Below are 22,636 nucleotides of genomic sequence, written 5' to 3' on the forward strand. Positions count from 1 at the left end.
GGTTGGCCTGACCGGCCGAGGCTCGTCGTCAGACCCGCTCGAGCACGACCACCTGCATCCCGCCGTGGAAGACGAGGGTCGGTCCTCGACGGAGCCGGGAGGCCGCCGGTTCCCGGGATCGGATGTCCAGGAACGTGGACCATCCGGTCGGCACCAACACGACCCACACCCTTTCGTGCTCCGCCATGCGGGCGCTGAGCTCGACGGGGCCCAGGACGGCATCGAGGCGCCGGACCTGGCCCAGGGGTCGGGGCGGGCTGAGGGCGACCAGGTCCACCCGGGGGCCGGACCGGCCGGTCCACGCCGCTTCGAACGGGGCCCGCAGGAGGTCGGGGTTGTCCTGCGGCCCGCCGATGGGGATGAAGACGAGGCCGTCACCGGGCTGGGCGTGGGACCCGATGTGGTCGGCCACCGCGTCCCAGTCCTCGAAGCGCTCGCCGGATCGGGGCACCCGGTCGAGGATCGGGACGCTGATGGCCGCCACCACGAGCAGGGCACCGAGGGCCCAACGTCCGGCGCGGCTCGGGCGCCGCGAGGTGTCGGGGCTGGACACCGGGAGGGAGGGCACGACCGCCCGCCACAGGGTGTGGAGACCGACGGCGATGAGGATGCCCAGGGCCGGGAGGGAGCCGGACACGTAGCGGCCGAGCAGGGAGGGCCGGACCACCGACAGGGCCACCAGGAGGACGGCGGGTGAGAACGCCCACCAGAGGGGGGCCACGGCCTTCCACCGGCTGACGGGGTCGGGGGCCGGGCGCCGCAGCAGCGCCACCGCTCCCACCCCGACCAGGACGCCCAGCCCGGCGCGGAGTGGCCACCGGCGGGCCAACAGGTGGGTGGCCAGGGCTTCGATCTGGGCCCGGTTGATCGGGAGGATCCAGTCACCGACGTTCTCGGCGTCGAGGGCGAGCAGCAGGAAGGCCAGCGTCGCCACACCGGCAACGACTGCCGGGACGAGGGTCACGAGCAGTCGCCGCCGGTGGCGGAGGTGGACGGCCACGCTGAGGACGAGCGGCGGCACCTGGAGGAGGAACAGGCCGTGGGACAGCTCGCCCGCCACCACCAGGGGCACCAGGGCGAGGCACCAGAGCCGGGTCGATCGTCGATCGTCCCGGGCGTCGGCCTCGACGGCGCGGGTGAGGCACGTCCAGCAGCTCACCGTCAGGGCCAGCACGAGGGCATAGGCGCGGGCGTTCTGGGCCAGGTTCAGCACGGCAGGCATGAGGGCGACGACCACCAGGGTGAGGTCGGCCTGGTTCGGTGGGAGGAGCCGGTGGACCAGCCTCGACAGGACGAGGATCACGACCAGGACCAGGGCCACCGACAGGCTGCGCAGGGCCAGGGCTGACGAGCCGACGACGGCCGTCCACCCGTTGAGCAGCACGTAGTAGAGGGCCATGGTCCCTCCGGTGTTCCTGATGGTGGAGACCAACTGGTTGGTGGCACCGAGAGAGAAGGCCTCGTCGATCCAGAGGGGCCGCCGGGTGATGCGCCAGGAGGAGGAGGCCAGCGCCAGCCCGAGGGCGGCGAGGGTCACGACGGCTCTCCGCTGGATCATCGGCCGACGAACCCCTTGGTGACCCACGGCGAGACGTGGATCACCAGGGTCACGGCCAGGGCCAGCACCGTCACCATCAGCAGCACTCGGGACCAGAGCGAACGGCGAGGCGCATCCGCCAATCTTGGTCGCTGGCTCGTCGATCGACGCCATGGTCCAGCCCTATGAGTCGTGCGACGTCGAGGCCTCCTCGACCAGCCGGGCGTAGAGCGCCTCGGCCGGGGCGAGGGCGCGGCTCCACTCGAAGGGCTGCACCCGCGCCCGGCCACTGGCGGCGAGCGCAGCCGATCGCTCCGGGTCGGCCAACAGGGCAACGGCGGCGTCGCCCAGGTCGGCGGGTTGGTGTGCCACGAGCCCGTCGTGGTCGGGGACGAAGCCCGAGCCCGCCATCCCGAAGGGGGTGCCCACGACCGGACGGGCTGCCCCCAGCGCCTCCAGCGCCTTGAGCCGGACCCCGCCGCCCTGCCACACGGGCACGACGACGAGCCGGGCCCTCGTCAGCTCGACGACGATGTCGTCGACGACACCGGGGGCCTCGGCCCGGGGGGCGTCGGCGATGGCCCGGGCCAACGACGCTTGGATGCCGCCGCCGACCACGCGGAGCCGGGCGCCGGGCCGCGCCTGGGCCACCCGGGGCCATCCCTCCCGGACGAAGCGCTCTATGCCGAGCGCGTTCGGCGCGTAGTCGAGCCGACCGGTGCAGAGCACCACCTCGTCGGCTGGGAGCGTGTCGGGGATGGCCAAGATCTCCCGGTCGATCCCGTTGGGGGCGACGACGATCGTCCCACCGAGCGCCTCGAGCTGCGCGGCATCGTCATCTCCGACGCAGAGCACCGCCGTCGCCGCTGGGACGACCGTGCGCTCGACCGTCCTCGACGCCAGGGACCGGTTCCAAGCCCGAGCCCACGCCACGCCCGGGCGGGAGGTCCGGGCGACCGATGCCAGGGCGGCGGAGTCGACGTTGTGCATGCTCAGGATCCACCGCTCGGTCGGGTACTGGCTGCGGTAGTACGCCGAACGCGGGTGCTCGGCCTGCACAAAGGCTGGCGGGTCGTGGTGCCAGTGCCGCAGGCGGGCGGCCAGATCCTTGTCGTAGGGGGTGGGCCGACGCCGGAGGTGCTGACGGAGGCGGTCGAGCGGTCCGGGATCGACCTCGAGGCTCAGGTCGACGTCCCACCCCCGCCCCCGCAGGGCGGCGGCCGACCTGTCTTCTTCGGCGTGGCCGGTCGCCAGCAGGTGGGGCCGGGCGCCAGCCCGCTCAGCGGCCTCGAGCAGGCGGAGCGTCCGCTTCCGCCCTCCCGAGGTGGCGGGGTACGGGAGCACGGGGCACACGACGAGCGCCCGCGGCGGCGTCGACGAGGATCCCGGCGCGACGTCCGTCACCATCTCCGCATCCGTCGGCGTCGAGCCATGCTGACCATGACGCGCCGGGTGATGCAGGGGCGGCCGGCTGTCACCGCGCCACCGTACCGAAACCCCTCCGGCGCCGACCGACGCCAGGACGCCCTCGGCGTCTCAGCGAGACTGGGCTGGTGGCCGTTCCTCTCGACCCGCCTGTCGCCTTCGCACCGCTGCTCCGCCTCGACCGGTTGCGGCTGCTCGACCTCTTGGCCGGCCTGGCGCCTGAGGAGTGGCGGCGCGACACGCCGTGCCCAGGCTGGACGGTGCTCGGCCTCGTCAGCCACCTCGTCGGTGTCGATCTGAGCGTGATCTCGTCGAACCGCGACCACCATCACGGCACTCCCGCACCCGCTGGCATCGATGAGGCCGGCTTCATCGACTGGCTCGACGACCTCCAGCGCGAGTGGGTGCATGCCGCCCGCCGCATCAGCCCCCAGCTGATGGTCCAGCTGCTCGCGTTCCTGGACGAGCATGTCGCCACGACGCTCGCGAGACAGGACCCTCGAGCTCGCACCGCGACGGTGTCGTGGGCCAGCGACGAGCCGCAACCGGTGTGGCTCGATCACGGACGCGAGCTGACCGAGCGCTGGATCCACCGCCAACAGCTTCACGAAGCCATCGGCCAGCCCAGCGACCTGCGCCCGGATCTGGTCGGCCCGGTGCTCGACACCCTGCGGTGGGCCTATCCCCATCGTCTTCGTCAAGTCGACCACCCGACCGGAACTGCGATGCTGGTCGAGGTGGACGGCGAGGGACAGCGGCACAGGTGGTGTCTTCTCCGCGACGAGCAGGAGTGGACCTTCGTCCCGCGCGTCATCGACCACCTCGATGCCGTCGTGACGATGTCGACTGAGCAGGCCTGGCGCCTGCTCTCCAACAACTACCGCGAGGATGCCCACGGACCGATCGGCATCCACGGCGACCCTCAGCTCGGCGCCGTCATCATGAACACCCGAGGGATCATCGGCCACCCGCAGTGACACGCCGACCCAGGCGAGGAGGAGCTGCGCCAACGCAAGGCATCCGACCACACGCGGTCGCGGCGGGACTTCGAGCGGAACACGAGCCTGCGACTGCACTTCCGACGGTGGTACGAGACGCTCAGTCGCCTCGATCCGACCCGAGTGATGTGGGAGCATCCGGCTGGCGGGCTGAGTGGCGACCTCCTCGCGGTGGGACGACGGACATCGAGGTCCGATCCCCGACTCTTCGATGACTCCCCCGCTACCTCCACGAGTCCCCCGTCTGCCGGCCAGTACTCGTGCACCTCCACTGCTCGGCTCCCTCGATCACCGATCGGGTCTCGGACGGTACCAAGTCCGCACCTAGCCGCAAGGCTGGCGCCGAGTCGCGCAGGAACTCCATGACCTCGTCCCTGGACCGGCCGCCGAGAACCTTGGTCCAGATCCTTGAACACGTCGTTGGTGTGGCCGACGCTCTGGTGGCGACCGCCGGGCAGGTACACCCCTCCCCGCCGCCCACGACCCGAACGGAACTCGCACCGCGACCCACGAGGGTGGGCTCACTCGCCGTGCCGTGCGGGGCATCCTCCGCAACGAGAAGTAGCTCGGCCGGGCGGGTTTAGGGGAAGCAGCGCGGTGTATGTCTTCACCACACTGCGTGAGCGGCCTCTCACATTCTGCGGGGCTGCGCGTTGGGAGGGCGCCCGGGCCAGGCAGGGGGCATGATCGCGATGTGGACAGGCAGGGAGAGCTGCGCGTGCGCCTCCTCGGCGGCCTGTCGGTCGAGGGACGGGCAGAGCGGGACCTCGGGAGCCGCAAGGGCCGAACCCTCCTCAAGGTGCTCGCCGTGGCCCGGGGCGCACCGGTGCCGATCGAGGGGCTGGCCGACGTCCTGTGGGGCGCCGACCTCCCGGCACGGCCGGCGGAGCAGGTCGGGGTGCTGGTCTCCCGCCTCCGCGCCGCGTTGGGGCCTGATCGACTCGTTCGCACCGACGGCGGCTACGCGCTGCGATGTGCCTGGCTCGACATCGAGGAGCTGGCGGTTCGGGTGAGCGACGCCGAGACCGCCCTGTCCGAGGGCCGCACGGCCGCGGCGCGGGCCGCGGCCGAAGCCGCCCTGGCCCTCGCCCGTGGACCGGTGTTGCCCGACGACGAGGGATCGTGGCTGGAGGCGGAGCGGGTCACCGCGTCGGCGTTGACGAGCCGGGCCCGCCTCATCGCGGCCGAGGGCGCGGCGCGAGCCGGTGAGCACGGTGCCGCCGGCGCGCTGGCGGAGGTCGCCCTGGCCCACGACCCCTACGACGAGCCGGCGCTGCGGGTCCTGATGCGTGCTCTGACGGCGGCCGGACGCTCGGCCTCGGCTCTCGCGGCGTACGGCCGGGTGCGGGCCCGGTTGGCCGAGGACCTGGGTGTGTCGCCCTCGGCCGAGACCGAATCTCTCCACGACGCCGTCCTCCTGCAGGGTGATCGGCCAGTGGACGCCTCGGCCCCGACGCCGCCTCCGATGGTGGGCCGCGATGCCGAGGTCGTGCGGCTGGACCGAGTCCTCGCCCGTGCCATCGGGGGCGGCGTCGGCGTGGCCCAGGTGATCGGTGCAGCGGGCATCGGCAAGAGCACGCTCGTGCGCGGGTGGGCCGCTCAGATCGACGATCCGAGCATCACCGTCCTCCGCGGGAGCTGCGACGCCCTCGGTCGCGATCTCCCCCTCCAACCGGTCATCGACGCCCTGGCCACGCATCTCGCCGGCCTAGGCGCCGACGCCGCGCACGCGGTGTTGGAAGCCGATGTCGACGTCCTGGGTCCCCTGCTCGGGTTCGACCGACCCCAACGTACCGAGGCCACCGCGCTGGTCGACGCCGACGCGGGGCGCCTGCAGCTCTTCACCGCCCTGCTCGGCGCCGCCGTTCGGACCGGCGGGGGCCAGCCGACGGTGCTGGTCGTGGAGGATCTCCACCTGGCCGGGCCGTCGACGGTCAGCTGGCTGGCGTTCGTGGCCCGGCGCCCCGGTGTGGCGTGCGTGGTGACGACGGCGCGCCCGGGCGGCGCCGAGCTCCCGGGGGCGGAGACGATCGCACTGGGCCCGGTCGATCGCGCCGCGGTGGCTGCGCTGGTGGGTGAGGCTCGGGCCGATGATCTCCACCGGCGCAGCGGCGGCCACCCCCTGCTCCTCGTCGCCCTGGCCGGCGCCCCGGAAGGGCAGCTCCCGGTGTCGATCGTCGACGCCGTGCACGAGTGGCTGGGTGGGATCCGCCCGGCGGTGCCGACGATCGAGGCCGCGGCGGTGCTGGGCACGGACGCCGACCTCGACCTGCTCGCGGACGTCCTCCGGGTTCCGGCGGTGACCATCCTCGAGCACCTCGATGCCGCTGCTGGTGCCGGCCTGCTGGTCGAGCGAGGGGCCGGCTACGCGTTCCGTCACGAGCTGGTGCGAGAGGCGCTCGATCGCTCCGTCGGCAGCGCCCACCGGGCCTTCGTGCACCGAGCGGCGGCCCGCTCGCTCCGGGACCGCCCCGGTGCCGATCCCCTCACCGTGGCGACCCATGCCCGCCAGGGCGGCGATCGCCACGCCGCCAGCGACGCCTTCGTCGCGGCCGCCGAGGTGGCAGCGGGCCGCTTCGATCTCGACACCGCCGAGGAGCACCTGGACGCGGCCGTCTCGCTCGTCGCCTCGGCCCGGGCCCTCACGGCGCGGGCCCGCTTGCGCATCGCTCGGCTCTCGCTCGACGACGCCGCCCGTGACGCGGAGGCCGCGCTCGCCGCGGGAGGCGGCGGGGACGCCCTGGAGGTGGCCGGGTGGGTCGCCTACTACCAGCGCCGGTACGGCGACGCCCGGCGCTTCGCCGACGAAGGCGTGGAGAGAGCCGATGATCCAGCGGTGCGGAGCAGCTGCCTCGCGCTCGGGGGCCGGGCCCGGCACGGAGCCGGCGACCTGGAGGGTGGGGTCGCCCGGCTGGAGGCCGCCGCCTCGAGCCCCGCCCCCCACCAGGTCCGGGGTGTGGCCGAGGTGTGGCTGGCCCAAGCCCGCCTGCACCAGGGCCGCCCGATCGACGCCCTGGACGCCGCCGGACTGGCCCTGGTCGACCCCGCGCACCTGGCCCACCCCTTCGCGGCACTGCACGGTCACTTCACCCGGGTGCTGGCCCTGGGTCAGATGGGACGGCCGGCGGATGCCCTGGCCGCGGCGGACGAGATGGACCGGGTCGTCGAACGGTCAGGGACGGTCGGCCTTCGGTTCCTCGGCCCTGCCGCCAACGCTCGGGCGTGGGTGCTCCGGTGGACCGGGCGCGCCCAGGAGGCCGACGATCGCAACCACGCTGCGGTCGAGGCGAGCCTCGACTCGGGAACGATGCTCGAAGCCGGGTACGCGGCTCTGCTCGACCTGGCCGACGGGCGCGTCCTCGTCGGCGACCTCCCCGGTGCAGCCGAGCTGGAGGTCCGTCTGCGGGTGGTCGACTCCTGGCAGGGGACGATGGCGTGGTGCCAGCGCCACCGTCTCGGGTGTCTCCGGGCCCGCCTGGCCCTCGCCGATCGTGACCACGACCGAGCCGCCGAGCTGGCCCTCGACGTGGCCCGTGACGCCATCGCCCGCGGCGCCCATCGCCACGCACTGCTGGCCCGGGCCCTCGCCGGCATGGCCGGTGGCGTGCCGGTCCAGGACCTCCAGGAGGTGGTCGACGGGTTGGCCGCGTGCGCCGGTCTCGACGGTTGGCGGGCCGTCGCCGAGCTGGCCACGGCCCACGACGTGGCGGACTGGCGAGTCGCCGCCGACGCCCGGGCTGCGGCACTCGTCGCCGCCAGCGACGACCCGGACGCGGCCCGGCGCCTCGTCGACACGGTGCTGTCCGGGACGTAGCCGGGCCGCCTTCGCGGGTCACAGGGAGCGGGCCCCCTCCCGCGCCGCCTCGACCCACCACTCCAGCTCAGTCGCCTGGTCAGGTCCCTCTCCCAGGGCCTTCTCCCACCCGAACTGCACGACGGCCCCGAGCAGGCAGAGGCCGAGCTGGCGCTCCCACCACCCGTCGGTCGCGATCCCGTGGCGTCCCAGGGCAGAGCGGAACGCGATCGCGGTCGACTCCTTGGTGTGGCCGTGAGGCAGGCGAGCCCGGTTGAGGGCCAGGTACCACGTCAGCTCGTGGGCCGCGGGCCCGGCCCCGGGGTAGGCCCAGTCGATCAGGGTCGTACGGCCGTCGGCGGCGGTGCCCAGGTTCCCGAGCTTCCAGTCGCCGTGGAGGAAGCACGTCGGCGTGGCCTGCACGGCCTCCGACAGGGGTCCGGCGTCGTGGCGGAGGTCGTCCACCACACGTGCGACGTCAGGTGGACAAGAGGTGGCGAATCGGAGCCAGCCCTCGGTCGCGATCCGGGGGACGGGCTCGGGGAAGCCCAATGCCGCCTCGCCGTCCATCTGGTCGGCTCCGAACCAGGCCCAGCGGAGGCGGTGCGGGAGGAGGCCGAAGTGGTCCTCCCATCCCCACGACCGGGCGCACAGCCCGGCGCAGTGGTCAAGGAAGGTGAGATGTTGGGCCTCGGGAATGGGCTCGTCGCCCGGCGGCACCAGCTCAGGTTCCAGGTCGCGCATGAGGAGTGCAGCCCCCCAGTCGTTGCGCCCCCAGGGCGCCGCGCCGAGGTGAGCGTGATCGATCAAGTCGGGGGCGAGGTCCATCAGGCCGGCGGCCCACACGCGGAGGGGCCGGCAACCGATGTCGCCCGAGACGCGCATGGTGAAGTCCGAGTCGGGGTGGACGTACTTCACCAGCCCCGGTTCGCCGTCGATCGACACCCGCTCGAAGGTGGCTCCGGAGCGGGCGTCGACCGGGCGGTGGTCGCCCAGCCTGGTCACGCCGTCGAGCAGCTCCTCCACCGAGGACGCGACGGGCCGCGGAGAGGCCGCCGGCGCCTTCCGGGGAGCGTCCTCCACACCGCTGATCATCACCCCTGCTCCGCCATCTGCGCCAGCAGCGCAGCATCCCAGCGGCCGCCGCAGAAGACCGTGTCCGAGACGATGCGACCGCTCTCGTCCAGCCTGAGCTGGTGGCAGTGGTGGGCAGCATGGGGGACGCCGTCCTCGACCCACGTGAGGAGGTAGGTCACGACCTCCCCGTCGGCGACGGGCGACCGATCCAGCTCCTCGAACCGGCCTGGCGCCGCGAACCACCGCCCGTACTCGGCGGTGATGGCCTCGGGCCCGTCCGCGCCCAGGCGCCACCCGGGCACGGTGGCATCCAGGTGGGCCCCGTTGGCGTAGAGGTCCGCCGGGATGCCCTCACCACCGACGACCGCGTCGAGGAAGCGGTCCACGACCGAGGTGGAGGGAGTGGTTCTCGTGGTCATGGAGCCGATCGTCGCGACCCATCCTTGCAGACTCCCTGCAACGGGGATCCCGCCGTGCTGCAGCGCTCCTGCAACGACCGCATCGCAGGGTGCGCCGAAGACCCCGCACCCGAGGAGCAGCTATGGCCCCGACCACCCCGACCACCCCGACCGCCACGATCACGTCCACCGAACCGGACCCTGCCGACATGGAAGCGTTCGTCGGTCGGGTCGCCGGCGACCTGGCGGCGGTGGCCCACGCCGCCACCGTGGTCGTGGGCGACAAGCTCGGGCTCTACGGCGCACTGGCCACGCGAGAGGTGTGCACCGCAGCCGGCTTCGGGACGGTCCGCCGCGCCGCCGAGACCCCGTTCAACATGGTGCTCGAGGTCCGCCGCTGACGCCGGACCGTCGTGCCTTCGACGCTGACGCCGGCTTCGGCTTCGGCTTCGGCTTCGGCTTCGGCCGATTCTGCCCCGCCACGGCAGGTGGCCCCGGCACATATGCTCGAGTTGCTGATGACGACGCCAAGGCCGACCACACGGTCCTACCGAGGGTTACTAAATGCGGAGAAGGAACTTCGACCACAGTACAGCTCGGCACTCAGTCGAAGGCCCGCATGACCAAACAGTGATCGGACTTCGAACCCGTATCAACGGCCACCAATCCTAGCCCACTGCTAGGGTTTCCCGACTTGTTACCAAAGATGTAATCGATCCCTCGACCACCGCTATTATTTGAGTCACAGCCATACGTGGACTTTATGGTCCAGCGCTTACTGGTGCGGGCATTCGTTTCCCAATACTGAGAATAAAAGGTGTCAAGGGCGGTGCGCCACGACCGAGCGTTGTAGTCACCAGCAAGATAAGTGCGTGGCCCGTCACTACCATAAGCGCTACCGACCCAGATCGTCTCCGCCAATTGCGTTTCGTTCGCTGACGGTAAGCTGCTGTACGGTGAAAGGTGAGCGGAGCAACCCGTGGAAATCGAAAATATGAATGCGACCTTCACACACAAGAGAGCCCTGCCAGGAGCGCTATCGGGAGACGTTGAGAACCTCCAAAAGTCTACATCAACGAAGCTCAGATTCTCGGGGTAGAACACGGCGTTGTAATATTGAGTATCCGAAGTGTTACCGCAATCCGGCCGTGCTGCGCCTCCGTTGTACACCATTGCGTAAGCAGCTTCATAATCAGTGTTCGCCGCGATTCTGAGAACCTGAGGTTCGCAGACCTCATTCAGCGTGCCAAACGTCGGGGGCATAAAAGTTAAGTAGTTGGAAAACTCATCGGCCTGACTGTTGCGTGACACTCCTTGTGACAGAAATGCTCCATCGATGTTCCACTGGACCACCCCAGCAGCGGACGCTGGCTCGGCCGGAAGGAAGGCTCCTACAGCGAACGAAGCCAAGGCCACGACGACAAGGGCAAGCTTCTTCGTCATGGTGCGATCTCCTGAACTCGGACTACTTCTCAAGCCGGGGAACGCCACCGTCCACGACCAGCACCGAACGTCCGATTCCAGCAATCGGCGTTGAGCCCTCAGGTAACGGAACGGTCTCCGCCTCCGCGCCCAGCCCGCCCTCAAGACGAACCAGGTCCTCGGTGCCCATCTGCGGCAACAGCAGGCCATCAGTTGACCGCAACAGCTCCATGAACCGAGAACCCCTCGGGTCCTCACGAGTCGACCAGCCGCCGTCGGGGCCATCGGGCGAATAGCCAATGATTGCGCCGGCCCGCCCGCCGGTGAGCACAAAGGCCACGACGCCCTGTTCGGGCGCACACGAGATCGACGTCGCCCCGGCCACCACCGAGAGCTGCGGGGCATCGTCGTCCGGTTCGCCCCATCTGTTCGCGGCCGGGTCATAGATGCTGACCGCCAGATGCAAGGTCGCGTCGACCTCGTCGGAAGTGATGGTCGCCTCGCTCTCACCTTCTTCCGGCGCCGCCGGACGCTCGGTTCGATCGTCGATCGCGAGCAATCTTCCCTGTGCGGCACAACTCCATCCCGGGGCCTCGGCAATCCGTTCCCACTCCCTGCCGCCGTCGGTGCTCACCCAACCCTCGGCTGCACCACCGTCGGCGGCCTCAACCGTGTAGACGAGCGTGTCGTCCGCAAGGGCATACACCTGTTGGTCTCCCAGGAACCCGGCCGGCGCCGGTGCCTCCGCGGGCAAGGAGAGTTCGGTCCAGGTCAAGGTGGCCAAATCGAGATGGAGCAGAACCGGCTCGCCAGGTTCACACGCGAGTGAGCCGTCGTCCGCGCCCATCGTCCCGGAGTTGCAGCGCGTCCCGGCGACGTAGGCCCGGCCATCGCCAGCACTCCCGGCCAGATTGGCAACCGGTCCCCCCGGAACCGGCGCAGGGACCGCCACCGACCCGTCCTCGTGGACGACCGCGGCCTCGTCGAACACCGAGGCCAACTCATCGGACTCACCTATCTCCAGGCCTCCGACCACCAGGAGCCCGGCGTCCGTCGGCAACAAGAGGGCACGACTCGCCGGACCCCCCAACACGTCGGCGAGGTAACTCGACTCGCTCACATCGGTCAGCACGGTCACCGACGTCGATTCCACCCGATCCGACTGCGCACCGCACGCCACTCCAAAACTCGCCAGCACCGCGACCCACGCCATTCCTCTCATGGCGGAAACCTACAACGCCGCGGCGCTCGGCCAGGGGCAGTGGGGACTGCCGCGCGGTGAGGTGACAGTAGTTGATCAGGCGGCGGTTGCCGTCTGTGAGGTCATGATCATCTCGTATTTGATCGGGGTCATGCGGCCAAGGCGGGCTTGACGTCCACGGCGGTGGTAGGTGCGTTCGATCCAGGTCACGATGGCGAGGCGTAGGTCGTCGCGGGTGGCCCGATAGCGCCGGTCCAAGACGTTGCGTTGAAGCAGGACGAAGAACGACTCCATGGCAGCGTTGTCGCCGGCGGAGCTGACCTGGCCTATCGAGCCGACCATGCGGTGTCGAGCTAGAGTTCGGTGGACCTCGCGAGCGCGAAATTAACCGGTTGAGTTCGCCTTGGGCTCCGCGGTCGGAATGGACGATGCAGCCGGCGACGTCATCGCCGCGTCGGGCGACGGCCATCTCGATGGCGGCGACTACGAGCCGGGCCTTCATCCGCTCATCGATCGCCCACCCGACGATCCGGTTCGAAAAACACGTCCTTGATCGCGCACAAGTAGACCTTGCCCTCCCGGGTGCGGTGCTCGGTGATGTCGGTGAGCACAACTCGTTGGGGGCGACGGCGGTGAACACTCGGCGGACCAGGTCGTCATGGGACGGCGTGCCCGGTCTGGAGGAGGCCTTGCGAGCCTTGGGCTTGCCGAACCCAGCGCCTGGCCGACATCGACCAGGCGACCCGCAACCTCGTCTCAGCGATCGAGGCCGGCACCGACCCGGCCGTGGTCCAGCCCGGCTCGCCGAGCTGAAATCGGAGCAGGAGGCCGCAGCACGGGATCTCATGGGCCCGAAGGCGCCGGACACCATCAGCGCCGAGGACATCGAACGCATCCTCGACGAGCTCGGCGGCCTGGAGCAGATCCTGCACGACGCCGAGCCGCACGAGAAGACCCAGGTCTACGCGTCCCTCGGCCTCGGGCTCCGCTACCAGCCGGACGAGAACCGGGCGGTGGCGACTGCCGATCTCGGCCGTGTCCTTAGTCGTGTCGGAGGACCGAGTGGGCCACTACCACCACGAGCAATCCCCAGGTCAGAGGCTCTATCGCTGTAGCAGTCGCCGAGCACCACTGCCAGCACTTGCGGGATGGCGACGGTCGCCGCCCCCTGGTCCCGGCCGAGAGACGGGCTCGGGCTGACACCCTCCGTCGGTGGGAACTGTCCCACCGGTGTCACGTTCCATGCCTTCTCCTCCACGAGGCGGCGGGCTCCGTGCGTCACTCAGCACGATAAGGGTGATGGGACTCGGTCCTCAGACAGCTTTGGGTCAATGCGACGAGGCCGCCGATCCAACTCCCCTGATTCGCGGAGAGCCACTGACAGGCCGACATTCGTCTACGGAAGTCGGCGGCAGCGCCCAGAAGCGGGTTGGTCGCTCCACCCGTGATCGATTGGACTGGCCCGGTGTCCGAACCGCAGACGCTGATCTCCGGCGTCATCGACATCTCGAACCACCTGTTCTCATTCCGCGACCGCGCCAGCGACCCCGACAGCGAGCTCGCCACCGCACTCGGGACGATCCTGGCGGTGGGTCAAGTCCTCGACGGCCGAAGCGGCGGCTTCGAAGCTGCCGTCGCAGCCTGCGATGCGGTCGAGAAGCTACTCAGCAGCCTGCTCGACGGGGCCGACGGGCTCCGGGCGTTCGCCGCGGTCCGCTCCGTGTCACCCGGCCTGTGGTTCAGGAACATCTACCAGCACGAAGCCGTGCGCGGCATCGCCGAGCTCGCCATCCACACGTGGTGCGACTTCGACGACGACCCGCCGGCCGCCTATGAGATGCCGGAGTTCAGGGCCGAGGAGCTCGACGACGTCGCCGACCTGCTCGCCGCAGCAGAGGCCTACGCCGCGCTCATGGTGGCGCGCCGGCGCGTCGCGAAAGGCCAGCTCGTCACGGTCCTTAGCACCCACCCGCTCGACCTAGACATCAGCGACAACACCGGCGGGATCGCCGACCTCATCGTCCTGCGCGACGAGCGGACCATCGCGAACTCGAACGTCCTCGCAGCGTTCTCCGGGATCCTCACGGGCGACGACCACCACCACGACCATCGCGTCGTCGCCGCCGAGTACTGGCCCCTCGAGGAGCTGGCCCCGTTGATCCACCCGCCGGACGGTGAGGTGAAGCTGGTCCCGTACGGCGACGGGACCGGATTCGGTTCTGGTTCACCGACCCCCGTGCCCTGGTGTTCCGCTCCGGCACCGTGGCCCACCTCTCCGAGCGCACCGCGCACCTGTCCGCTCTCGATGACGACCTCCTGGAGAAGCACGGCTTCGGGGCTGCCGACCTCGACGCGGTCCTCGAGTGCCTCTCGAAGCGGATGGCGGCCGACGGGAAGCCCCCGTCCACGTTGGAGCACCACGGCTTCGCCATCATCGACGCACCGACCGACGACGACCTGGCCCAGGCAGCCGCTAGTGCAGACGAGTCCCTCGGCAGGACCCTCACCGCCGACAGCCTTGACGCAGCGCTCCGGTTTCTCGACGCCGGGATCGACCCGACGCCACTCTCGCAGCCACCGCTTCAGCGGCCGCTGCGACGGATGGGTAGCCGCATCCTCTACGACGGCGCCCACCTCCAGACCTCCCCCGCGGCGCTGTGGGGCTCAGACGTCTCGAAGCCGGTCCAGCAGCGACTCGAGAAGGGCTTCGAGGCACTCGTGCACGCCGAGATCACACCCCTCGGCACCCAACCCTGGAACTCCGGCAAGCACCTCAAGCGACCCGACGGCACCGAGATCACCGACGTCGACGCCTCCGTCCAGATCGGCAACCTTCTCGTCGCCGTCGACTGCTATGGATCCACCTGGAACGCGGCGCTCGACGAGGGAACCTTCAACATCACCCGCAATCGGGCCGAGTGGATCATCGGCAAGCTGCGCGAGTGGCGGACCCAGTGGGACGACATCGTCACCAATTACGCGGACCTTCTCCCGGAGGGCGTCGCCGAGGTGCTGGCCGTCGTGGTGACTCCTGGGGCGGAGTGGATCGAGTCGCTCGACGCCGACCTGTGGCTCGAGCCCACCGTGCCGCGGATCTGCACCGTCGAAGAGCTCATCGGGCACCTCCGCGGCCGCCAACCGTGAGCTGCCTCCGCTGCGGGAAGCCGCTCGACGGAGCCCCGACCAACAACGAGCACGTCCTCGGCCGATGGCTCGCTCGCCGCACCGACAACACGCAGATGATCATCCGCGACTCGCGCCGCCAGTACGGAAAGCTGCAGATCCCCGTTCACACCGCCTGCAACTCGGAGATGCGCCGGCTCGAGACCGTCATGACCGCAGCGTTCGATGCCCAGACAACCGAGGCGCTCCTCGCCGTGCCCGCAGCGGACCTGGGCGCCTGGGCGTGCAAGGCCATGTACGGGCTGGTGGTGATCTCCGGTTCGCCTGAAGGAGTGACGGCCAACTCGACCGACGAAGAGGCCGGCGACTTCGTGTTCATCCGGGACCTGCTCATCAAGCTCCGCTCGATGTTCCGAGGGTTCTTCGACGGAGACGTTCCGACCGACGCCATCGCCGTCCGTGCCTACCGGACCCTTTGGGACCGCCAGGCACGCGACTTCACCTTCTGGTTGACCGACGAGAACGCCGGGACCCTGTTCGTGCAGCTCGACAGTGTCGCCGTGTTCGTGTCGGTGTTCGACAGCAACTACATCGACGCTCACGACGACCGGTACACACGAGCCGCCGACGCCCTCGAGCTCAACCCGCTGCAGATCTACGAGATCTACTGCCGCCACCTAGCGTTCCTCGAAGCACGGAGCACGGTGCGCCTCACCCGGCCCGTCCCCGAAGGCGACACCTTCGACCTCGTCTGCGAAGGCGTCTCGACACCGGCTCCACCAGACCCGTTCTACTACCGGTACCTGCTCTGGAAGAAGCTCTCCGTCGGCGGAGGGTTCAGCGAGGACCAGTTCGTTCCGGACACCTGGCTCCTTGATGCGATCGGCAGGCCACGGCACCTCCCGCTCGAAGCAACGCGGCGCGCCCGGAGCAGGCGCCTGCGCAGGCAGCGGTAGAGCCGGACACCGGACACCGGACACCCGACGACGCGGCAGTTCGTACGGCTGAGCGTCACGGCGGCGACGAGCCGATTGACGGACTGAGCGGTCGTCGCCGCCCGTGACGTCCCGATCAGGACTGCTGCGTACGGACAGCGCAGAGGCCCGATGGGTGTCACTGAGCTCGTCGGTCTCGGGGCCGATTCAGCGTGCTGGCGGTGGCCAACCCCCACTCGCCGCCTTCATAGGCGACAACGGGCCGGCTCTCAGCGGCAAGCATCGGCCCCGGCGCCCGAAACCGTGATGGGGGCTGGGAGCGACCGGACCGACGCCTACCGACGAAACCCCGGGACAGATCAGCTCTTAGAACGGCTCCTCGTCCATGGCGTTCTTCGACTGCTCCTCAGCCGGCTTCGCAGGAGGCCAAGGTCGGCCGCGGGAAATGTAGAACGGGCGCATCTTCTTCGTGGGCAGGGCTCCGCCGTACACCTGATCGTTGCTCCACCAGACCCCATCGAGACGCTCGAACTGAGCATCACTGAGATTCCCGAGCGATGCGATCCGGGCGGCCACAGCCTCCGCGTCGTAGTAGTTGCGTGCACGACCGAGAGCCTGGAGCAACCTGTCGATGACGACGTCGCCGAGGCCCGACTGCCTCACGACCCACTCGGCGATCTGATCTGCCACGCCACGGGGGGATCCTCCTTGGAGGCTTGGCCACTGCACATGGCTGGGAAAGCCCACCGGGTCCGCTCCCAGTCGCAGTGCGAAGAACGGAACCCTGCGTCCGAGAGCCCAGCCAACCTCTTGGTGGCACCATGCGCTCCCCGAGACTTCTTCGTGGATGAGCAGGACGAATGCTTCCATGGTTCGCAGGGCCTGTTCGATCTGCGCCTGCCAGGGCCGTTCGACCTCCATGGTGTGATGAGCCACGAATCCGTCGATGCCAAGGACCGCGAGGTGATCAGAGACCTCGGACACGAATGCCTTGTGCACCGCCGAGTGAGAGATGAAGAGCCGGACGTACTCTGGCTTCCATCCTGCGGCCTCGTCGAGCGGGCTGGATGCGTTGGCGAGCACCTCTTCATTCGAGACTCCTGCCGCCACGGCGTATAGCTCTATAAGCGACGACTCGTCGGCGACGGCCGCTATCACATCGGTCACCGACCGGCCGTCCCAGCCGTCTTCGACCATCGGCAGGTCGAATTCGGCGAAGAGCAGGTTGATCGCGTCCCATTCCCACCTGGGCTCACCCAGCGCCTTGACGATCGCATGGCGAAGTTGGAACCGCTCGGCCCTCGACATCGGCACGGCACCAAACTAGGGCCGTCGTGGGACGCGACCTGAACGTTCTGAATGTGCACCGACCCAGGGGAAGATCTCCGATCGAGCGGTCCGCCGCCCCTGGGGCGACGAACCGCCGACCCTCGCAGGTCACCTGTCGTCGTAGCCGCACCGCGCCAGGACATCCCGAGCCACGGCTCGTCGATGGAACACGCCACGCCACGGTCTGACCGACGAGTGCGCTAGCAACTTCCCTGTGGCTCGCGACGACTACCGGGTGGTGCGCACGCTTGCGCGACCGCCTCGTCCGGCGGTCGCCTTCGAGTACGGGTCGGATTGGCTTGAACCTGTGAGGGACTCACTTCGGTGGCTGTCAGCCCGTTGGGGCGGGGCAGGCGGCGTCCTCGTCCCCGTGCGAGACGAAAGACCGGTCGCATCTCGCTGGTTGCTCCAGCTCTTGCGCACGTTTGACCCCGATGCGGTCGTCCACAGGCCGATGTACCTGCGGGACCTGCCCGACCACGAGGTACGGCAGGCAGTTGAGGACATGAGCGACGCCGGGATGCTGCCCCTCTCGGCAGCCGAGGCCCGACACCGGCTCGGCGACCTCCCCCAGGGGCCCGATCTGCGAGAGCAGGTTGCGGAGACCTTCGGCAACTGGTGCGCCCCTCAGCACCCGTGGGATGAGGATGACGGCCGACCGATCTCTAACCCGCTCCTGTTTGAACACCACACCACCGAGCCGTTCACCCCGAACGTCTTCGTCACGGGCCCACAGGCTCGATCACTTGCCTTCGACCTCAGCGAGACTGACCCGTGGTTTGGCCTCATGGTGGCCACTCGTGCCGGCGTCTCGCCGCCCGACAGGACCGAAGCTCTGATTCGAGTTGCCGAAGCGGACCTTGCCGGGTTGGCTGAGTGGGCCATGACTGGGTCCATCCATCCCGGCGGGCTGCCGTGCGTTGACGCGCTCTTGCCGGCCGGCGCGCCTCCTGGTGCAGCTGACGAGATCTTCTCTGCGTTGCCCCTGGTCGCCACCAGGGCAGGCCTCGCCGACCTCAGCTACCGAACCGCTCGAGAAACAGTCGTGGTATCGATCGGCGACCACCCGGAGGACCATGCCCTCGGAATGCTCGCCGACCGTCTCGCCACTGTCGGGGCATGGGCGCCCACCCACCTGCTCACCGGGTCGGGTGTCGTAGGAGACGCGGTCCGGCGCGCTGTCGCAGCGACCCACTTCCGATCGCGAATGGGCGGTCGAACCCGGCGCCGCATCCTCACAAGCGCGAGTCTCACGGCGTCAGAGCTTCGAGAAGCACTGGATGGAATTGATCTCCCCGACGACGTGGAGTTCGTCTCTGCCGACGCGCTTGAGCTGACAGACCGCCGCTTCTTGGGGGATCCGGGCAGCGTGGCACGCCAGTCCTCCCACCCCGTGAGGGTCTCAGGAGGGCGCACCTCGGTCTTGACTCCGATCGATCCTCCGGTCCCGGTCGCCGTGACGAACATCGACAGTGCTTCCTGGTTCGTTGACGTGACGATCGATGGTGCGGTACGTCCGCCCGCGCGCTCGGCTCTCTCGGGCCGGGTCCTGCAGACCGAACGCAGCGTTGGCGACGCAACGGCGAACCTCGTTCGGTCTTCCGCCGCCGGGGCCTCCTATTGGTCTCAGGCCGAGGGGCTCGTCCTGGCGGGGTCTCCTCGCGAGGCATCGTTCGCACGTCCGCTCGTGTGCTCGCCAAGCGCGATGGATGCGGTGTCGGCCCTGGCGAGAGCGAACGGCTGGCGTGCCGAGCCCTCCACTGCGGGGCGTCGGGCAGGGCGGGTGGCGGACCTCTGGGGAAGCCATCAAGTTCTCGGCGACGATCTCGATGGACCCGTGAGGTCTCTGCTGGCGTTGCTCTCCCACCGACGGAAGCCTGGGCCCTTCGAGCAAGGCTGCGCTGTGGGCGAACGCAGCTTCGTCCACTTCGGGGGTGCGTCAGCTGTGTTGAGCGAGGCTGGCGGCAACGGTGCCCGACCGACGATGGACCGTCTCGTGACTGCGGGTGTACTTCGACGCGGCCTGTTGCTGCGGTGCGGGCGCTGTGATCGGCTCGACTTCTACGGCGCCGACGAGTTCGGTGGGACGTTCCGCTGCAAGACCTGCACCGCTGACAGCGTGATCACGGCCGAACGTTGGCGCGATCCGCCCGACGAGCCACTCTGGTACTACGCCCTCGACCCGCTCGTGGCTGACTTCATCGAGCAGCACAGCGATATCCCCATCCGGGCCGCCCGATCGATCATCGACAGGTCCCGACGCCCGGGTGATGCGAGCTTCGAAGTCGAGCTGACGATCGACGGGCAGAAGAGGCCGTTCATAGAGATCGACTTCGCCTGCATCGCCGACGGCCGCCTCTACATCGGAGAGGCCAAGAGCAACGGTCGTCTGCAAACCGGCAAACGAGGCCTTGAGGACATGGCGCGCCGGTTGGCCGAGGCGGCTGTGAAGCTCAATGCCGATGGGCTCGTGGTGGCCGGGACGGGCTCCGAGTGGAGCCCGGCCACCATCGGAGCACTCGAGCGCGCCCTGAGCCAGGCCGCGAGCGCAACGGGCCGCCCAACTCCGACAGCCGAGGTCCTGCATCTCGAGGATTGAGCACGGATGCCCATCTGATGGGTGACCAACGTGACGCCACTACAAGGTGTCGCAACCTCTGAGCAGGAACTTCACTTGAGTTCTGCCTCGATGCAGGGCGTCTAGGCCGGGTCCCAGAGCGCGACGTCCTCGGCGTTGAAGAACTTCACGGCTAGGGGCGCACGCGGGGACCGGGCTGCCCGACAGCCCACGAGATCCTTCGCCGTCTGGATGACTGCGCGGTTCCGTGATGACTTCGGGTCGCCGTAGACGGAGACTGCCACTCGCTTCACCTTCGAGCGGACCAAGGCTTCGAAGATGTGAGCGTCGTTGGGGTCCAGGGAATGCCCATAGACGATGACCGAGCCCCCGACGCTGCTCAGGCTGCGTAGGCCTCGCGACAAATATGCGCTGCGATTGATCCGGTCGAGCTTCGTCGGCGAGTCGGCTTCCGCCACGTACAGGGGGAATCGATGGATGGCGAGTTGCTCGCGCACCTGATCTACGAGGGGCTCCCCTGTCCGACTCCACGTCAGCTTTCGAAGGCCGTCGGCGCCCAGGTACAGGTGGAGAGCGCCGTGCAGGTAGTAGACGGTCTGCTTGAACGGGTCGTAGATGTCCCACAACACCGTGTCATCGCCGTCCACGCCGCTGTCTCTGAACCCGTCGTCGTGGGCGCGAGAGGGGTAGCGCATTGCGCCGTCGGTGATTTCCTGCATCAGCGACCAGTAGAGGAGGAGGTCGTAGTTGACGGAGAAGATGTGATCGAAGGGCCGAAGGAAACGGCGCACCGAGAGATAGCAACGCATATCGATTTCGTACGGGCGCTCTGGGTGAAGCCCCGCGACCGACTGAGCGAGCGCCTCCCGGATCTCCGTCTCCGCCGCCTCCAACCTCGTGAGGGTCTTCTTGTACCCGGTCGGGTTCAGGGCTCGGAGCGTTCTGATCGTCGCCCTGATCGCCCGCATGGCCTCCTCGAAATCGGTCGTCCCGAGCGCCTTCATCAGCCGCAACGCTGCTGCGGACAGGTGGGCTTGGGCCTCTGCGTGGTCTGCGAGTGCGTCGTAGCCGAATGCGTGGGGGTCGTACGCCATGCTGAAGCCGTTGCCGAGGATCACTGACACTTGCCTCCGGCGTCGGAGCACCAGTCCTGCGCTGCGTCGTACGAGATGACTTTGGCGGTGGTCAACGAACTTGCCCTTCAGCAGCTAGCAGCGTACGCCCGAACGGGGCCCTCGACGGCGACCTGCCCTGGGTTCACGACCATGCGCAGGAGGTGTGTCAGCCTGACGACCGCCCTGTCTTTCGGGCCCAGGCCTCGACCTCGGCCCAGAGCCAGACGCGGTTCTGGCCGATGGTGGCGATGGGCTGGGGGAAGTCGGCGTGGCGGCGGACGAGGTTGTGGACCGAGGCGACGTGGGCGAGGCCGAGGCGGTCGGCGATCTCACCAGCTCCGACCAGATCGTCGGCATCCACCTGTCGGCCCACGAGGCGGCACGCTAGGCCGCGTCCGTTGACTAAGTGGACAACCAGTGGTAGTACTGGGTGTCCCTCGACCTCCGAGGTGCAAGTGGCCTCGGCGCAGCGCCAACTGCCCGGGGCCGTGGCCGAACCCTTCGTAGGAGGGCCCGACGATGGCTGAACATACGCGCCCACGCACACTTGGTGTGCACCACACCTGTGCTGGGGCATCCCAGGTAACCGAACGGCGGCCGGCACATGCCCGGGTCAGGTAGGCGCTGCACGCCCACGCCGGGGCGCCAGACCTTGGTGGCACGGGCGCCGCTCCCCTGCTGGACGGCGGATCCGCCGCATTGGCACGCAGAGGTGGTGCTCCTGTCGGGACCGAGCCGGTGCATGGTGAGCGGTCGGCGGACTGGAGCGCGTCCTCAGCGCGGCCGAGCCGACCGAGAAGGCCCAGGTCTACGCATCCCTTGGCCTGCGGCTGCGCTACCAGCCGGACGAGAACCGGGTGGTGGCGACGGCCGACCTGGGCCGTGTCCTTAGTGGTGTCGGAGGGGGGACTTGAACCCCCACGCCCTTGCGGGCACTAGCCCCTCAAGCTAGCGCGTCTGCCAATTCCGCCACTCCGACGTGGCCCCCGAGGTGCGCCTCGGGCGGTCGATCACGGTACCACGCTCGCCTGAGAGGCCCGAAAGATCACCGGCCCCCAGCGGGTCAGCCATGGGCCCGCTGGCCCACTGCAGCTTTCTCGACCACGGCGGCGATGCGCTGCTGCCGGGTGGCCTCCCGAGCGGCGCTGATGACCCACCACAGCATCATCTTCCGGGCGCTGGGCGGGAAGGCGTCCCACTGGGCCCGGGCCTCCGGGTTCGCATCCAGCGCGGCGGCCAGGGCGTCGGGCTCGACGAGGTCCGACCGGGTCGTAGATCGTCCACCAGCCGTTCTGACGGGCCACCTCGACGGCCCGGCGGCCGGCCTCGGCCATCAGGCCGGCCTCCTCCATGGCCGCCACCCGCCGGCGGTTCAGGCGGGTCCACGAGCTCTTGGGCTTGCGCGGCGTCATCAGCTGCAGCGCCCGCTCCTCGTCCAGCACGCTCACCGTCGAGTCGATCCAGCCGAAGCAGATGGCCTCCTCCACCGCCTCGGGGTACGGGCACACCGGCCGGCCGGTGGACCCCCGCCACGAGCACAGCCAGACGCCTCGCTCGGAGCCGTGGTTGGCCTGGAGCCAGGCCCGCCACGCGGCACGGCTCTCGGCGTGGAAGATCGGCATGTCGAACTTCCACGTCGCCGGGTGCTCCGACGCCGACCTCGGGACCGCGGCCATCGCCCCGATGGTAGGAGACGGCTATCGCC

19 protein-coding genes, 1 tRNA gene and 1 pseudogene are annotated in these 22,636 nt (G+C 69.4%); 7 read left to right on the forward strand and 14 right to left on the reverse strand.

Translation table 11 applies throughout. The annotated features are described in order from the left end of the window. Positions 1-28 precede the first annotated feature (28 nt). Both VEW93_02430 and VEW93_02435 read right to left on the reverse strand, forming a co-directional pair. A complete protein-coding gene (locus VEW93_02430; GenBank protein ID HYI60643.1) occupies positions 29-1,537 on the reverse strand; it encodes a glycosyltransferase family 39 protein in 1,509 nt (502 codons plus the stop codon). Positions 1,538-1,720: 183 nt separating this feature from the next. Next, positions 1,721-2,881: a glycosyltransferase gene (locus VEW93_02435; protein HYI60644.1), complete on the reverse strand. Its 1,161-nt coding sequence runs from the start codon at positions 2,879-2,881 to the stop codon at positions 1,721-1,723. A gap of 209 nt (positions 2,882-3,090) precedes the next feature. Here VEW93_02435 and VEW93_02440 point away from each other — a divergent pair, with 209 nt between their 5' ends. Both VEW93_02440 and VEW93_02445 read left to right on the forward strand, forming a co-directional pair. Further along, a complete protein-coding gene (locus VEW93_02440; protein ID HYI60645.1) occupies positions 3,091-3,939 on the forward strand; it encodes a maleylpyruvate isomerase N-terminal domain-containing protein in 849 nt (282 codons plus the stop codon). 715 nt (positions 3,940-4,654) lie between these two features. After that, positions 4,655-7,774 carry a BTAD domain-containing putative transcriptional regulator gene (locus VEW93_02445; protein HYI60646.1) on the forward strand — a complete coding sequence of 1,040 codons (3,120 nt, stop codon included), beginning with the start codon at positions 4,655-4,657 and terminating at the stop codon, positions 7,772-7,774. Between the two features lie 18 nt (positions 7,775-7,792). On the opposite strand, the gene VEW93_02450 is transcribed toward VEW93_02445, so the two are convergent. Both VEW93_02450 and VEW93_02455 read right to left on the reverse strand, forming a co-directional pair. Further along, positions 7,793-8,836 carry a phosphotransferase gene (locus tag VEW93_02450; protein HYI60647.1) on the reverse strand — a complete coding sequence of 348 codons (1,044 nt, stop codon included), beginning with the start codon at positions 8,834-8,836 and terminating at the stop codon, positions 7,793-7,795. A gap of 11 nt (positions 8,837-8,847) precedes the next feature. Next, the gene (locus tag VEW93_02455; protein ID HYI60648.1) at positions 8,848-9,249 is read right to left on the reverse strand and encodes a hypothetical protein; all 402 of its coding nucleotides are present in this window, start codon (positions 9,247-9,249) and stop codon (positions 8,848-8,850) included. 188 nt (positions 9,250-9,437) lie between these two features. Here VEW93_02455 and VEW93_02460 point away from each other — a divergent pair, with 188 nt between their 5' ends. Then, positions 9,438-9,629 carry a hypothetical protein gene (locus tag VEW93_02460; protein ID HYI60649.1) on the forward strand — a complete coding sequence of 64 codons (192 nt, stop codon included), beginning with the start codon at positions 9,438-9,440 and terminating at the stop codon, positions 9,627-9,629. Positions 9,630-9,831: 202 nt separating this feature from the next. Here the strand turns inward: VEW93_02460 and VEW93_02465 are convergent, their stop codons facing one another. The 3 genes and pseudogenes from VEW93_02465 to VEW93_02475 all read right to left on the reverse strand — a co-directional run bounded on the left by VEW93_02465 (position 9,832) and on the right by VEW93_02475 (position 12,536). Further along, the gene (locus tag VEW93_02465) at positions 9,832-10,671 is read right to left on the reverse strand and encodes an endonuclease/exonuclease/phosphatase family protein (GenBank protein ID HYI60650.1); all 840 of its coding nucleotides are present in this window, start codon (positions 10,669-10,671) and stop codon (positions 9,832-9,834) included. Between the two features lie 22 nt (positions 10,672-10,693). Continuing rightward, positions 10,694-11,788: a hypothetical protein gene (locus tag VEW93_02470; GenBank protein ID HYI60651.1), complete on the reverse strand. Its 1,095-nt coding sequence runs from the start codon at positions 11,786-11,788 to the stop codon at positions 10,694-10,696. Between the two features lie 159 nt (positions 11,789-11,947). Beyond that, positions 11,948-12,536: pseudogene (locus tag VEW93_02475) on the reverse strand (IS3 family transposase). A 160-nt stretch (positions 12,537-12,696) separates the two neighbouring features. Here VEW93_02475 and VEW93_02480 point away from each other — a divergent pair. Beyond that, positions 12,697-12,966: a hypothetical protein gene (locus VEW93_02480; GenBank protein ID HYI60652.1), complete on the forward strand. Its 270-nt coding sequence runs from the start codon at positions 12,697-12,699 to the stop codon at positions 12,964-12,966. Between the two features lie 608 nt (positions 12,967-13,574). Here the strand turns inward: VEW93_02480 and VEW93_02485 are convergent. Continuing rightward, positions 13,575-13,820: a hypothetical protein gene (locus tag VEW93_02485; GenBank protein HYI60653.1), complete on the reverse strand. Its 246-nt coding sequence runs from the start codon at positions 13,818-13,820 to the stop codon at positions 13,575-13,577. A gap of 9 nt (positions 13,821-13,829) precedes the next feature. Further along, positions 13,830-14,015 carry a hypothetical protein gene (locus VEW93_02490; GenBank protein HYI60654.1) on the reverse strand — a complete coding sequence of 62 codons (186 nt, stop codon included), beginning with the start codon at positions 14,013-14,015 and terminating at the stop codon, positions 13,830-13,832. Between the two features lie 80 nt (positions 14,016-14,095). Between VEW93_02490 and VEW93_02495 the strand changes: the two genes are divergently transcribed. Then, entirely contained in the window at positions 14,096-14,995 is a 900-nt protein-coding gene (locus VEW93_02495; GenBank protein HYI60655.1) for a hypothetical protein, read from the forward strand. 95 nt (positions 14,996-15,090) lie between these two features. Continuing rightward, positions 15,091-15,930 carry a hypothetical protein gene (locus VEW93_02500; GenBank protein ID HYI60656.1) on the forward strand — a complete coding sequence of 280 codons (840 nt, stop codon included), beginning with the start codon at positions 15,091-15,093 and terminating at the stop codon, positions 15,928-15,930. Between the two features lie 345 nt (positions 15,931-16,275). Here the strand turns inward: VEW93_02500 and VEW93_02505 are convergent, their stop codons facing one another. Further along, on the reverse strand, positions 16,276-17,217 hold the full coding sequence (locus tag VEW93_02505) for a toll/interleukin-1 receptor domain-containing protein (GenBank protein ID HYI60657.1): 942 nt from the start codon (positions 17,215-17,217) through the stop codon (positions 16,276-16,278). A 424-nt stretch (positions 17,218-17,641) separates the two neighbouring features. Between VEW93_02505 and VEW93_02510 the strand changes: the two genes are divergently transcribed. Further along, positions 17,642-19,837, forward strand: coding sequence for a hypothetical protein (locus tag VEW93_02510; GenBank protein HYI60658.1), 2,196 nt, complete (start codon positions 17,642-17,644; stop codon positions 19,835-19,837). 101 nt (positions 19,838-19,938) lie between these two features. Here the strand turns inward: VEW93_02510 and VEW93_02515 are convergent, their stop codons facing one another. The 4 genes from VEW93_02515 to VEW93_02530 all read right to left on the reverse strand — a co-directional run bounded on the left by VEW93_02515 (position 19,939) and on the right by VEW93_02530 (position 22,607). Next, the gene (locus VEW93_02515) at positions 19,939-20,934 is read right to left on the reverse strand and encodes a DUF4917 family protein (protein ID HYI60659.1); all 996 of its coding nucleotides are present in this window, start codon (positions 20,932-20,934) and stop codon (positions 19,939-19,941) included. Positions 20,935-21,097: 163 nt separating this feature from the next. Next, positions 21,098-21,304, reverse strand: coding sequence for a hypothetical protein (locus VEW93_02520; protein ID HYI60660.1), 207 nt, complete (start codon positions 21,302-21,304; stop codon positions 21,098-21,100). A 519-nt stretch (positions 21,305-21,823) separates the two neighbouring features. Continuing rightward, positions 21,824-21,910: transfer RNA gene (locus VEW93_02525), tRNA-Leu, on the reverse strand. Positions 21,911-21,941: 31 nt separating this feature from the next. Next, entirely contained in the window at positions 21,942-22,607 is a 666-nt protein-coding gene (locus VEW93_02530) for a hypothetical protein (protein ID HYI60661.1), read from the reverse strand. Positions 22,608-22,636: the final 29 nt, after the last annotated feature.

The organism is Acidimicrobiales bacterium (assembly GCA_035630295.1).
In the GTDB taxonomy this organism is placed as follows: domain Bacteria; phylum Actinomycetota; class Acidimicrobiia; order Acidimicrobiales; family Iamiaceae; genus Iamia.

Coding starts and splice junctions, on each gene's coding strand:
- VEW93_02455 (HYI60648.1), bottom strand. CDS start 9,249: ATGACCACGAGAACCACTCCCTCCACCTCGGTCGTGGACCGCTTCCTC.
- VEW93_02460 (HYI60649.1), top strand. CDS start 9,438: ATGGAAGCGTTCGTCGGTCGGGTCGCCGGCGACCTGGCGGCGGTGGCC.
- VEW93_02465 (HYI60650.1), bottom strand. CDS start 10,671: ATGACGAAGAAGCTTGCCCTTGTCGTCGTGGCCTTGGCTTCGTTCGCT.
- VEW93_02480 (HYI60652.1), top strand. CDS start 12,697: ATGGGCCCGAAGGCGCCGGACACCATCAGCGCCGAGGACATCGAACGC.
- VEW93_02500 (HYI60656.1), top strand. CDS start 15,091: ATGATCATCCGCGACTCGCGCCGCCAGTACGGAAAGCTGCAGATCCCC.
- VEW93_02505 (HYI60657.1), bottom strand. CDS start 17,217: ATGTCGAGGGCCGAGCGGTTCCAACTTCGCCATGCGATCGTCAAGGCG.
- VEW93_02530 (HYI60661.1), bottom strand. CDS start 22,607: ATGGCCGCGGTCCCGAGGTCGGCGTCGGAGCACCCGGCGACGTGGAAG.